This is a genomic window from Oscillospiraceae bacterium, assembly GCA_009780275.1.
Lineage (GTDB): Bacteria > Bacillota > Clostridia > Oscillospirales > UBA929 > WRAI01.
Genome location: WRAI01000018.1, coordinates 21458 through 35632 on the forward strand (window position 1 = coordinate 21458; position 14175 = coordinate 35632).

The 14175-nt window shown below is 51.0% G+C and carries 7 protein-coding genes; 2 read left to right on the top strand and 5 right to left on the bottom strand.

All coding sequences use genetic code 11. From position 1 onward, the window contains the following. Nucleotides 1-30: 30 nt before the first annotated feature. The gene (ytaF, locus tag FWE06_06480) at nucleotides 31-660 is read right to left on the bottom strand and encodes a sporulation membrane protein YtaF (GenBank protein ID MCL2546825.1); all 630 of its coding nucleotides are present in this window, start codon (nucleotides 658-660) and stop codon (nucleotides 31-33) included. A gap of 36 nt (nucleotides 661-696) precedes the next feature. On the opposite strand from ytaF, the gene FWE06_06485 reads away from it, so the two are divergent. Further along, nucleotides 697-1677: an RluA family pseudouridine synthase gene (locus FWE06_06485; GenBank protein ID MCL2546826.1), complete on the top strand. Its 981-nt coding sequence runs from the start codon at nucleotides 697-699 to the stop codon at nucleotides 1675-1677. Between the two features lie 22 nt (nucleotides 1678-1699). On the opposite strand, the gene FWE06_06490 is transcribed toward FWE06_06485, so the two are convergent. Genes FWE06_06490 through FWE06_06505 form a run of 4 tightly spaced genes read right to left on the bottom strand, consistent with a single transcriptional unit; the run spans nucleotide 1700 to nucleotide 7599 of the window. Beyond that, nucleotides 1700-2845, bottom strand: coding sequence for a glycosyltransferase (locus tag FWE06_06490; GenBank protein ID MCL2546827.1), 1146 nt, complete (start codon nucleotides 2843-2845; stop codon nucleotides 1700-1702). An 11-nt stretch (nucleotides 2846-2856) separates the two neighbouring features. Then, nucleotides 2857-5067 carry a polysaccharide pyruvyl transferase CsaB gene (csaB, locus tag FWE06_06495; protein ID MCL2546828.1) on the bottom strand — a complete coding sequence of 737 codons (2211 nt, stop codon included), beginning with the start codon at nucleotides 5065-5067 and terminating at the stop codon, nucleotides 2857-2859. Continuing rightward, complete coding sequence (locus FWE06_06500; protein ID MCL2546829.1) at nucleotides 5064-5495, bottom strand: GtrA family protein; 432 nt, start codon at nucleotides 5493-5495, stop codon at nucleotides 5064-5066. Before FWE06_06500 ends, csaB begins: the two co-directional genes overlap by 4 nt. 37 nt (nucleotides 5496-5532) lie before the next feature. Beyond that, nucleotides 5533-7599: a CotH kinase family protein gene (locus tag FWE06_06505; GenBank protein ID MCL2546830.1), complete on the bottom strand. Its 2067-nt coding sequence runs from the start codon at nucleotides 7597-7599 to the stop codon at nucleotides 5533-5535. Between the two features lie 357 nt (nucleotides 7600-7956). On the opposite strand from FWE06_06505, the gene FWE06_06510 reads away from it, so the two are divergent. Beyond that, the gene (locus tag FWE06_06510) at nucleotides 7957-14133 is read left to right on the top strand and encodes an S-layer homology domain-containing protein (protein MCL2546831.1); all 6177 of its coding nucleotides are present in this window, start codon (nucleotides 7957-7959) and stop codon (nucleotides 14131-14133) included. Nucleotides 14134-14175: the final 42 nt, after the last annotated feature.

Consider the following 14175-nt stretch of genomic DNA (forward strand, 5'->3'; position numbering starts at 1 on the left):
ATTGCGCGCCCAATTACATAATAATTTCAATTACATGACACTCCAAATTGCCAGCACTATCAACACTACACCACTCAACCATGATACATTTACAGTGCTTTTCTGTGCCACTTTGCTGCCTAAATAACAGCCCAGCAACAAAAAAGCGAAGTTGCTCAACAATGACCATGCAATCACTGCGATGGCGTTCACGTTTGCCAATGCTGCGCCGAAACCAACTGCCATGCCATCCAGCGAAAGTGCAACAGCCAATATTGCGGCTTCGGTCGGTGAAATGCTTTTCGACGCATCAATATCAGCATCCTGCGGGTTTGCATAGAGTTGAAGCACAAAATTGATATTAAATAGAGAACCGCTGATTTTCTTATCAATGCTATATTTGCGGATGATTGATTTCATCACGCCGTCCAGCAACTTAACTATGCCGATGCTGAATAACAACGTAAACGCCAATCCCACCGTCAGCCTCTGCGGCAAAAATGGCCGCAACAGTATGCCGAAAAATAGCGACAATGCCAGAATGCCGCTGCATATCAGATTGATAATTGTCGCCGAATGTATCGGAATCTTGGTCTTATTCGCGCCGTAAGCAAATCCTGCCGCCATGGCATCTAGAGACAACGTAGAGGCAAACAATGCCGCTTCGACCATACTAAACATGCAACCACCCCCGAATAGTCTATGCGGAGGGACTGGTTGACGTTGACAATGTATTTTTGCTATAATGATGTCATGATTGAACACAATGCAACACAAAATGATGCGGGGCGCCGTCTTGACCGCTTTATCGCTGCGTGCTATCCACACTTGCCGCCATCACTGATTCAACGTTGGATTCGCGAAAAACGTGTGCGCCACAATGGAAAGCATAATCCACCGTCAACGCGCATTCAGGCGGGTGACAGTGTGCGTCTATTTGTCGCGCACGACAAGTTAAAAAGAAACTGTCACCTTGTACAACCTGTTATTGAGCAGCCAGAACTGGATATTGTTTATGAAGACGAACAGATTATCGTTGTCAATAAGCCGGCCGGCTTATCTGTCCACGCTGATAATCACGCTACAAACAACACACTTATTGCGCACATTCAAGCCCATTGCCGCTTGACAGGCGCATGGAATCCCGACGAAGAAAATGCGTTTGCACCTGCGTTGTGTCATCGGCTGGACAAAAATACATCAGGCTTGTTGATTGCCGCTAAAACTGCGCCTGCCTTGCGTGTGCTCAACGAGGCATTTGCCGCGCGGAAAATTCGTAAATTTTATTTAGCACTGGTACATGGAGAACTTGTGCCACATGAGGGTATGTTGAAACATTACTTACGTCGTGACACGACGCAGAAGCGCGTATACATCTATGACAAGCCCGTCAAAAATGGGAAGACAGCCATCTTGCGGTATCGAGTCTTGTCGGGCCAAGAGTTTAAAAAAAACTGTGCGTTTGATGCTGCCTCCGGCGGTACGCCGATTGAAATCGAACTTTTCACAGGCAGAACCCACCAAATTCGCGCCCAAATGGCGCACATCGGGCACCCATTGGTCGGTGATGGAAAATATGGAAAAGCAAGCTATAGGGGCAGCAGTCAAGCATTGTGTGCTTATAAGTTGCAATTTAATTTGGCGGCAGACACTGAGGCGATTGGGCATTTAAGTGGGCGTGAATTTGCTTTGGAGTAAGCTTGCACACGAGGACATGTGCCTATAACCCACTTGCCGTTAAAATATCCTCTATCATTGCCACTCGTGAAGCCCATGAGCATTGACGTGCCGCATCAACGCGTAATTCAGCCTTGCCGTCATCCTGCAAGGCATTTTCGCACGCCGTTACGAACTCATCGGGGGTGATGGCAATGTGTATTATATCTGCATATTGCTGCACTTGCTGTGGTTGCGGTGTCGATACAATTGGTTTGCCGGTGGCGAGATATTCGTAGAATTTAAGTGGGCTGACGTCGCGGGATAGTTCGTTGTCATGCCCAGGGTGTAAGCAGACGTCGAAAGCATTGACATACTGCGGTACGTCGGCAAACGGCTTGCGGCCGAGCATATGGATGTTGGGCAAGCCTTTTAACACGCTGTCGTCCACGCCGGGCAATGTCCATGACGCAAAGGCGAAACTCCAATCGGGTCGAGCCTTTGCGGTATGGGCGATGAGGCCGATGTCAATCCACTCCTGTATCGCGCCGCTGAATCCGAAAATAGGGCGAGGGATAGCCGCCATATCATCGGGTACAGGCAAAGGTTCGGTGCTGTGGAAACGGTCGAAATCGACGCCGTTAGGCATAAGGCGTAAGTCGCGGCATAACGGCGCGAGCCGGGTGCGCAGGCCGGCGGCCGTGACGAGCACAAGGTCGGCTTGTTTGCACAAGTCAGCATCCATGTCATCGACAAGCACAGGATTCATCAGCTTGCTGGGGTAGCCGCTGTGCCTGTCCACACAGTGATAGATGACAGCAGAGTGGGGGATGTGTTGAATCAAGTCGGCGGCAGTGTAGTTATAGACCCAAAGGATGGGATTTTCAAAGCCGTGTTGGCGCATTTTTTGCTTGACGAATTTGGCTAATTTTTTCTGATTGCGGCGGTTAACCCAACGCCATTTGTTGAAAAACGGCAGAACGGGCGGCATGGCATATACGGTCAATGGTGATTTTGCTTCGGGGACTTTTGTCGAGGTTTTATATGCTTTGAGTCGCTCCTTGGCCGATTTATCTTTGAACCGCGCAATATGTGTTATAGGCGGGTCGAAATATAAAATTTCGGCGTCACTCAAGCGTGACATGATGTGTTGTTTGCTGGTGGGGAGGGGGTAGTAATTCGAAGTTGAAATACAGACAATTTGTCGCATATAGTAGCCTCCTATGATAATAGCTGCTTTAATGTTTCGCGATTTCGCATGGCAAGTGTGCGCATAGTGTCGCCTGTTAACGCGCTTTTTTCATGGCTGAGCATACGGTCAACCATGACAGTCAAATCGTTCTCTGTGACGTAATGCAAATCAGTCGTCAGCGGGTTTTCAATATATTCCATAAAGGCGTTGAGTTTGCTGTCGTAGTCGATGGCCATGACGGGGATAGATTGACTCGTGGCGAAAATCAGGGCATGCAGCCGCATGGCCAATGCGCCTTGCATACGCGCCAGCACACCGATGCACAGCGATGGGTCGGCAATAGGCGGCAGGATAGTGTACTCGTGCCTAGTGTGCAGCATAACGGCTTTGGCGGCATCGTGGTCGCGTTTGGCGCTGAATGGCAAGAAGACAGGCGTGAGTTCATATTGCTCAGTAATGTAGTCGCTCAATTTCCCGAAAAGCTCCGCCTTTTCGCGGAATTGCGGCCACTGCCGCAGACAGAAGCAAAAATAGTTACCATCCAGCGCAATGCCGGCTTGGTGGAAATAAGCGTCGACTGCATCGGCGTCGGCTGTTGGCAATGAAAAGGCCAAATCGGATGACAGAGTAACTGTCGGCGTACACACGCCGTAAAGCCGCAACTCTTCTACACTGCGCGACTCTCGCAACGTGATGGCTTTGACGCTTTTGTTAAGTGTACGCGTGGTTAGGCGACGATTGAGGGGACTGTAGATAGGGCCGATGCCGCAACCATACATCAGCACATCGTTCTTAGCGCGGCGCGCCATGTTGATGGTGAAGAGATAAAACCAAAGTGATCGTCTACTGGTCAAGTCTTGCAGTAAGTTGCCGCCGCCGTTGATGAACAAGCGACTATGACGTAATTTCCAACGCAATTTAGGTAAGTTAAAAATATACACTGAATCGACAAGGAAGTGCTTGCGCGTTGAGCGCGGATTGCGTGACAAGACGGTCACACGCAGGTCGGGGTCGATAGCACGAATATCGGCCAGTGCTGCTTGCAAAATGGCCTCGTCGCCCACATTGTCATGTCCGTATGCGCCGCATAGCATGACGCCGTGCCGTTTCTTTTTGGGGAGTTGAGCGCGGCGCAAGATGGTATGGTAAATATCAAGTTGTGTAGCCACCGTGTTGTCGTTGGTGAATTTTTCGCGCACCGTTTCATGTAACGCGTCGCCCAGCCGTTCTCGTAAGACCTCGTCATTTGCCAAGCGCTGTAAGTGTACCGCCAATGCAGTGGCATCTTGCGGCTCAAACAGTAAGCCGTTGCGTTCATGGGCGATTAAATCAGGAATACCGCCAACGGCCGAACTGACGGTAGGCAGTCTGTGTTGCGCGCCTTCAAGCAGGACGTAGGTAAAGGTTTCGCTCAATGACGTCAGCAAGTTGATATCTAGCAGTTGAAAGAGCTTGTGTATATCGGGTATCCAGCCAATAAAATAAACACGGTCGGCAATGTCTAACGTGGCGGCCAGGCTTCTGAGAGTTGCTTCTTCGTGACCGTCGCCGGCAATGACCAGCTTCAGGCGAGGACAGTTGTCTTTCACCAACGCAAACGCCTTTAACATGGTTGGAAGGTCTTTAACCGGGTCTAAACGTCCACCAAAGCCGGCAATAATATCGCCCTCTTGATAGTCAACGCCCAACTCGGCGTAGGCAGCTTTCTTGTTTTCAATGGGCATAAAGTTATGGAAGTCGATGCCGTTGTAAATAGTGAAAAGATTATACGGGCTGTATCCGCGTGCAACTAGGCGGCGTGTCATGGTGGCGGACACACCGATGCGGTAATCAAGCCGCCGCAAAGCGAAGCGGTTTGTCATACCATAAATGATGTTGTGGAAAGGTCGACCGAGGTAGTCAAGTTTATAGTCGCTGTGAACGGTGGAGACAATCGGCAGTTTCAATCCTGACCATTTGAGTAGCAAAGCGATAGAATTAGCTCGCGAACCGTGGCAGTGTAAAATATCGGGCTGCAACTGTCGAATCAGCGACTTTAAGGTTTTAAGCGATTTGCGCGGTGAGCGCGCTTCAATGATATAGACATCAATGCCCTGTGCTTGTGCGTCTTGAGCAAATTGCCCGTCCTGGAAGCAGACCAAAGACGCACTGATAGATTGTCTCAACCCGCGCAGCAAGGACAAAACATGCGTCTTGGCGCCACCATGGTCGCCGCCGCTGATGAGGTGCATGACCGTCATGACGGTACGTCCTTCCTGCCTTTGAAGACAATGAGTTTGGCAAAAATGTAATTGGCAATGACGACAATGATATTGAGTGTGATTTTTGCCGGCCATTCATCCACCGAAAGGGCCATCAAAAGCGGCACGCCACCCATTTCTAAAGCCATGGTTGCCGCTCGTGAACCGAAGAAACGCACGGCCTCGTGCCATAACTCGCCGATGCTGTTGACACGGCTGCGAAAAACAAAGAGCTTATTGGTCAGATATGCGTAGATGACCGAAACCACTACGCCAAATGCGCTTGCTAACGCAAAAGACGTAGAAAATATTGTCACGCCAATGTGTGTGACAATGAAGTTGACCAGCGTTGTTGTGCCGCCAATGAAAAGATAACGTATGATTTCGCGCCCGCGCGGGCTTGTGACAAAAGAAATTATTTTTTTCATAATTTTTATTATACTCGCTATTGCTCGACAATGCAAGCTATTCAAATATTGCCGTAACGGTTACATTGTCTGATAAGTTGATCTGTAATGGATTCTCAGTCGATTCGCGCGTTCGCCCACGCTCTTCGATAATAAAGTGTGAGAAGCTATAATTGCTATGCGGTGAAGCGTAAAATGTCTGCGTCGTACCGGTGAAATAAGTGCCTTGCCAATGAAAGAAATCAACTACGCCCGGCGTGATGGCCGGATCGAGTGCAATGTCGTTGATGTAAGTGCGTCCTTTGTTAACTGCCAGCTCGACATCGACAATGGCGCGGTTTTGCAAGCGCAAGTTGGCCTGTAAGAAATCGAGCATATAGCTTTGGCGGTGCCGCCCGAAGTTGCGGAAATTGTTGAGTTCACGCTCCCATGCGTCTATGCTGCGAATGCGTCCCCAACGTTCGATTTGCTCGGGGACGACAGGGCGGATGCGTGCCGAAAATTTGTCGACCATTTCAGAGAATGCAGGTTCAGCGAAATAGGTGTTCATTAGGTCACAGAAGCGGTTGAGGAATTGCGCGCGGAACTCTGTGTTGCGGATAAAGCGGCGGAACATAAGCGTATGACTGCCTTGTGCCATGCCGTCATTGGGCATAGGGGAGCGCTCACCCGGCCAATACATGACGCGATATAGTGCATCCTCGTCGTGGTTTAAGCCGAAGCCGAAGTTAGCCGTACTGTCGAGGTCAAACAGCACCCAGCGCCAACGGCCGTCGCGTCCGGGTTGCGTGGGGTCAACATTTCCGTTATAGCGCCACATACGAACATTGTTGCCCGGCCAGTCTATGTTGCCGAAGAAGATGTTAGCGATATACGCGTCAATAAAGCTGTCGATGTCAATGTGCTGTTTGGCGTAAGCGTAGTTTTCGGCGACAGAGAGGTCGTTGTCGCTGAAAAATGTTTGTAAATCATTCCAAGCGCGCCAATCGCTTTCGTTGCCGGCCATCAAATTTAAGCCGGCACCGCCAGACTGCTCCATAATGGCAACGTATCGTGAACGTACGCCGTAATGAGCAGCAATGTGCCGTTCACAGATGCGTTCACGGAAGTCGTACAGCCCCCAAAATTCGCCGTTAAGGAAAACGACTGTTGGACGAGCCGCTTGGTAGACCACATTGAGATAACGCGCCAAATATTGCAAGCCGGCATCGCGAATCATAGTGCCTGTGCCCTCATTGCCGAAGTTTCGTATCAGCAGGCGGTCAAAATGGTGTATCGGCTCGCCGAAGCGGTCGATGGCGGCACCTTGAAAGATATCATGTATCAGTGTTGGGTTGTCTTCGTCGTAGCTGTGGCGTGCATATAGGCGGAAGGTCTTTTGCGCCAATCGACGCGTGCCCCCGCCGTGTATGCGCACACCCATATTTTGGCTGACGGCGCGTTCAAAAGACTCGTTGTTATGTTCAAATATCTCAACGTGGACGGGGCGCTCCCACTCCTCGCCGCGCATTTCCCAGTTGGGCAACGGCGCGCCGTAGTCATAGCCGCCCAAACCGCGATGGCCGCGAACGTAAATGCCGATGCCGTCATCAAAAAAATTGTCGGGGTTTGTGACCAATGATACGATTGGTAAGTTGTCATAGCGCGAGAAAATGTCGTGGCGCACAAAATAGCTTTGCGTGATCAGGTCGCTGATGGCTTCGCCGTTGCGGAATGCCTGCGCACGGATGATGGTTGCTTTGATGACCGGCTCATGCGGCGGGGTGAAGTAATCGTCACGATACACTGCAAAACAGCCGATTTGATTGGCCGGAATAGCCGACAAAACGTTGGCCATGTACGTACGGTCATCTATTCGGCGCGGCGCGTCATGTCGATAAGTGCCGGGAAAGCCGGGGCGCGGCTCACTGCCATCCAGCGTATAATATATGTGAGCATTTCGTACATGACGGCTGGTGTCAATGCGCAAATAAAACGGTTCGGTATATAGGCCGCTCTCAATTGAAAATTGCAATGTCAGTGGTGAGGTGTCGGTCACATCTGTTGCTAAGACAAACCAAAGAATGCCTACCGTGAAAACCAACACGACGGTCATAATGATGATGCGTTTTTTGTCTTTTTGCATAAAATTCCCGCCCGTTAACCCGTGTGCTGCGCCGTGCGCAAGGAAGTATCCAACCAATTTTACACTCAATGCTATCAAATCGTCAAGCATTTTATGAAAATTTTGTAAAAAACAGCCCATCGCATTTATCTTGAAAAGTTTGAACAAAGAATTAAAAAATGAGAATGCAGTGCGTATAACTATAATAAGGTGCCAGTAATACGTTAAAAACACTTTTAATGAAGAAATTCAATTGCGAAAAAATATGAAAAAAAGACTTGAAATTTTGAGGATAGGCTGCTATAATATGTGGCATGAACGCTGTGCAAATAAACTGTACATAAATTTGCATGGCGAAAAAAAAATTGGAGGTCTCTTATGAACGCGAAACGCATTCTAGCGGTTGTCCTGTGTCTGGCTATGCTTGGCAGCATGGTTAGCGTGGCGGCAGCCCCCGTTGCAGTCAACGAAGCAACGGAGACCACAACGGTGGTCGACCTGCTTGCCGGGCCTTGGGTGCCCAATCTGGCTGGTGTGCCAAATGTGTCTGGTGGAAACGGCAGCACATTGCATGTGGCAGCACCACCAAACGGCAGTGCTGTGGCCGATTTCCGGGCCAATCCCATCACACTGGCTGACTTTGCCGAAATGTCACTTGAAATTGATATGACGGTCACAGGTGGTCCTGCCGCTTACGTTGTTCTTTGGCTGGTAACTGAAGAAACCGGCAGATGGAACAATTTCAACATGCTGGGCGGTGGCATGCAAGAAATCACACCGGTCTTGCTCCCGGCCATCGGCGGTGGTGTTGACAGAAGCAATCACGAATTCAGAGGCGTAGTTAATGACATTATCGCCTTTGATCGCCCCGGTGACGATGACACCAATTTCTACTTCTCTGCGCACAGCGATGTAACGTTGCTTGGATTCCTGGTACAACTCAGCAACGGTGCTACTGCAGAAGTCAGAACGCTGAACATCATCGGCCCTAACGGCGGTCAGCCTGTTGAACCGGTAACCAGTCCGTTCGACGTATTGACCCTTCCCGCCAGCGCATGGGGAACAAATCCTGCTGGCGGTGGCACAGTAACCACAACCGGCGGTGCAGGTGCTCCGCTTGTTATGACCTCGGCTATAGGTTGGCCGAGCGCGACCATGTTGTTCCCTGCACCGGTAGAAGTGGCAGGGAATGACAGAGAACTGTTTTTTGACTTTGACATTGCTGTTGGTGAATATGTACGCATTCATGCCGTCGATTCAGAGGGAGACTACATCTTTGAACTGACTCTCGAAGCATTGACAGACGGAAATCAGGTCGGTTCGATTACAATACCGGCCGCGGCCGCTGACCCGATGTATGGTCTTTGGATTCAAATCGTTGGCGGTGGTACAGTAACCGTCAACCGCTTGTCAGTCGGCGATGCGCGCCCGCTCCCGACCTCGGACGTTGACACGCCGAATAGCTGGGCACTTCCATACATGCGCGACGCGCTTGAAATGGGCATTGTGGGCGACGAATTGCCCTCGGGCGTTGGTTTCCGTCCCGACGCGCCGCGTTGGTACATTGCTGAATTGTTAGCAGACTTTATGGTCGCTTTCTCAATTCGCACGGGACGTCTTCCCGCAAACAGCAATCTTGACGACGTTGTAGACGCATGGTTGGCTGTTCCGGGCAATGAGCCTTTTGACACTAGCTTCCCTGATGTGCCGAGCACACACCCACGCTATGATCAAATTATGGCCATGGCGACCATGGGCGTTATTCGCGGCGGCACATTTAATGAAGTAGAAGGCCTGTTTGGCCCCGACTTCGCGCTGACTCGTGCCGAGGCTGCTGTTGGCTTGACTCGTATGATGGAAGCTTTGGGCGTTGATGTTGAAGGCTATCCGACACTGGAAGATGTCTTTGACGACTGGCCGCCGACTTCGGTAGCTGCACGCAACATCCCAAGCTGGGCACTCGAATCTGTTTCCTTTATGTATTACTGGAATATCATGGGAAATACGAGCAGTCTAGAAAATATCCCGACCTATGGATACATCTTTAATGCTTGGTTCGGCTTCCAAACACAACAGCTGATTACTGGCATGGTTCGTATGATGCGTACAGCTTGGCCGGATGATGAGCCATCTACCGGCGAATTGTTTGATATCGCAGACTATGACGCTGATGACTGGTGCGCTGACGGCACCGTAACAATTACCGGCGGCAGCGGTGAGCCGCATGTCTTAGCACGTGCCGGCGGTTACGCGACTCGCTTTTGGTTGGGCGCAGAAGATATTTATGATCTTCCCGAAGCTGACTGGAACGACATTTACCTCAACTTTGACATCACAACAACCGGCAACGGTTTTGAAGTCTTTGACATCATTGCTAACGGCGTAGGCAACTTTGCCGATCCTGCGACGCCGGGCGACAGCACAGGTAATTACATTGTCCTCAGATTTGAGCAATTGCCGGCATCGCCAATCAGTGTTGCTGACTTGCTTGCTTCGGCCACACTTTTCGTCCGCAATGAGGCGGGCACAGGCTGGACGGGCGACCCATCGGTCGATGACTTTGGCGGCGTATTCAGCCTTTACGGACTGAGATTGTTTGTCAACATTGACTCTAGCGTGACAATCAATGAGTTCTATCTTGGTGCAAAAGGTGAACCAGATCCCACGCCATGTGATGAACATCCATACACGATTGTAAATTTTACAGATCTAAACTTGCCCGCGACATTTGTTGAAAATGCCGATGGCAGCTATACTTGGACACCTGCTCAAGCATGGGCACCGTGGACACAGCTTTATCTCGACACGCCGGTGGAAATTCCGGTCGATCGACTCGATGACGCGTTTGTTCACTTTGACCTTGATGTTGCCGAGGCCGCCGCAGGCGATAACCGTGCAATGCTGGGTCTGCGTGTTGAACTGCAAATCGGCGAAAATGAGTGGATAACACGCAACTTCTTCCGCGCACACGGCAACAGTGCACCATTGGGCGCCGGCCGTACGTTTGGTTGCAACAGCATCAATTGGTTGCTCGATATGGGCGATCCAAACATGCCGGGCGCAAGTGATGTCGCAGCTATGCGCGCTTTCGACGGGTACTTCCGTGTCATTGGTTTCACATTTATTTCCGACACGCCCGTTGTCATCAACGAATTCCGCGTTGCGACTGACGATCCCAGCCTGGAGCCTCCAGGACCTGGACCTGGGTCCGATTTCCCCTATAATTTGCTTGATTTCATGGCCGATTTCGACTATACTGATTGGACAGGCGGCACGGCCGGCGGCGGTACGGTTAACGTATCTTCCGGCTCTGTCGTTCTCACCAACGTAGGCGGCGGCTGGCCAAGCGGCATCTTGGATTTGGGCGATTTGTCGTATCCTCGCCTTCTCAACGCTGACTTCGACGATATTGCTATTGAGTTTGACCTCACCATTGCAGGCGGCGCAGGCGACTACGTCAACCTCATCTTACAAAGCAACTTGGGCAGCGGCGCCAGCGGCTTTACGACACTTGTTGGCGGCCTGCAACCGGGTGCGCACACAGGCAGCGTTGTATTGGGCGACATTTTTTCGGCAGCCACAGATGACCTCGTACTTGGCCAACTTCTTGTCCAAGTCGTCGGCAACGGCTGGGTTGTCACAATTGACGAACTTCGCTTAGTTGCGGCTTACGACGACATTGAGTTGCATGAAGTGGAAGACGAGCCTGAAGAATGCGAAGTTATTGATTTCCTGAGCTTCCCGCTCGCTAATTGGGGCGGAAACCCCGGCAACGGCTTTACACCTGCTCCGTCCTTTGATGGCGATGTGCTGGTTATAACGGCAGCTGGTGGTTGGGGCAATACCTACATTTGGTTAGGCGACCGCATCCCGCGTGCTGATTGGGAAAATGTCACTGTATACTATGACATTTACAATGATGGCACAGGCAACGGGCACGCTTGGTGGGCAGGAAATGACACCAACTCTTGGAGCAACCGCATGATTTCGCCTATCGCTGCTGGAACTCGCGCAACCGGCTCGATGACACTGGAAGAATTGTTGGTAGACAGAGCCGGTGTCAATAAGTATGGCTTTGATGCTGCACTTGAAGGCGCAGGCGCAGGCGCGCCGCCAGTAGACTGGCTTGACAATGGCTTGCCTTTGAGCTTTGCGCTTCAAACAGGCTCTTCGTTGCGCGTCTATGATTTCCGTGTCGTCATTCACGCTGATCCGTGCACTTGTGAGCCACCGATTGAACCGGTTGTCTACGACATCATTCCGATGATGGAAAATTCAACAATCCTTGGCGGCGGCGATCCTGCAAGATTGACGGTTGTTGACGGTGTTGCTACTATTGTACCCGCAGGTGCATTGGTCATGCAATTCCCTGCAATCACAAGCTTTGACAGAGCTGATTTTGCTGATTACTATCTGCACTTTGACTTTACGGTTGAAGAGCGTGCCGGTATGAGCATCCACCACCAATGGCGCTGGACAAATGCCAGTCTTGCACAAGTGTTTGCTGACAACAGCAATGGCACAATGATAAGCATTGACATGGCCGCCGGTGTATTCCAAGGCTATGTTAGTTTGGCTGACCTCCTTGCCGCAGTTACATTCTCATACGGTGATAATGTCGCGCATGGTTTTGGTCCCGGCACAGACGTATTTGAACTGTTTGGCATGACAGTACACCCGGTAACCGGTTCAGTTATTATTCGTGAAATGCGCATTACCGATTACCCCGGAAAAACCACACCGGGCATCCCCGCGACCAGTGCGGAAATTGGTCAAGCATTGTTCCTTCAGGACAACGCTAATCCTACTCTTAGCCGCATTCCCACTGCATTCGCAGGTGACACCGTCAATTTGGCGGTTGGTCAGCGTCGTCAGCTGACAGAAACAGTTTTGCCGGCTGATACGACAGATGATGCGGCTTGGTCAACTTCCAACGCCGCTGTGGCAACTATTAGCGACGCTGGTGTGATTACCGCTGTCGGCAACGGCACAGCAACCATTACCTTGGCGGCCGGCGCAGTGTCCGACACTATTGTTGTCAACGTCACAACGCCTAACACGGAGAATATGCACCTCGTAGTAGAGAACGCCACTGCCGTAGCCGGTGCAGGCGCGATTCCCGGGGCTGTTGCAATTCCCTTCGACCTGACGACGAATGCTTACCTTGTGGCTGAGATTACGGTTAGCGGAGCAGCTTCACGCGTAGATTTCATCATTGGTTTTGAAGGCGTAGCTGCCGGTGCCGGCGCACGCGGACTCAGAACCGAGCACCTTGGTATGGGTACAGGCTTGTGGGACATTGGCACACATACGATAATGGTTAACTTTGCTGATGTGCTGGCCAATATGGATCCTGCCGTAGATTTAGAAGCTGCAATCATCAACCCGGCCGGCGGTGCTTTCAGTCTCGGTACTTGGGTAAGTGTTGCCGGCGCGACTGTTGTTATCGACAGCCTCTATTTCAGCGCAGCACCTCCTGTTTTGGAAGAGATTGTCAACGTTGCTAATTTACCTGCATCGGCTTGGTCGGTGCCTGCAAATGTCGTTGTCAACGCGGACGATACTGTTACCTACACCGGTACATGGGGCTGGCAGTATGTACTGTTCCCCGAGCCGATTTACATTCATACCGATGACTGGAACGACGTGTTCTTCCGCTTTGACGTTGAAACAACAGGTACGACAAACGGATTTGGTTTTGGTCTTGTCGGCAATGCTGCGAATACAGCCGGTTGGTTTATTCCAGACGGTGAGAGCAGCCCGGGCGCACCTGACATCAATCGTGCGCACGTCAACACGGCATACTTGGACGGTAGCGGAAACTTCAACATGATGCCTGACGGCACATACACATTGACCCACAGCCTGTATCATATTCTCTTAGGCGTGCCCGTCACCAATGCGAATATGCCATCCGCTGCTTGGCGTACCATTTTCGCTGAGCAAGGCGGTTATCTGAGAATTAACGGTTTCCGCGTTATTGCTGACGGTTCTGTTACCATCAATGAGCTGAGCATCTTGGCTCGCGAAGGTTTGTTTGACCTCGGTGACGACGATTGCACTGAGTGTGGCGATGTTCTTCTTGACGCCACGGCTGCACTGACTACAGCATGGACAAGCAACGAAGCGCCTGCCGGATCATCGCATACAATTTCATTTGACGGCGATATTTTAGTACTTCAGGCCCCTGCCGGCAGCTGGCCAAGTTCATGGCTGTGGGACGGTACACTAATTCCGCGTTCGGAATGGGGTAATGTTGCCGTTGTTGTTGACATCCATAATTTGGGTGCAGGCAATGCTCATCTCAACTGGGCAGGTAACGCGACGCAATCATGGATTAACAATGCAATCTCACCGATTGCTGCAGGCGCACGTGTGACGGGTATTTTTACGCTGGAAGAACTGCTGTATGACCGCATTTTTGCCGGCGGATATGCACCGGCAAGTTGGCAAGATGACGGCTTCCCGCTAAGCTTTAGTATTCAAGGAGCTGGCCCGATTCGCGTCTACGATTTGAGCTTTGTCACCATTTGTGATGATTGCCTCAGCGCATAATCCTTTGATTAATTCTAAATGCTAAAAGAAGAACGCCCGGGG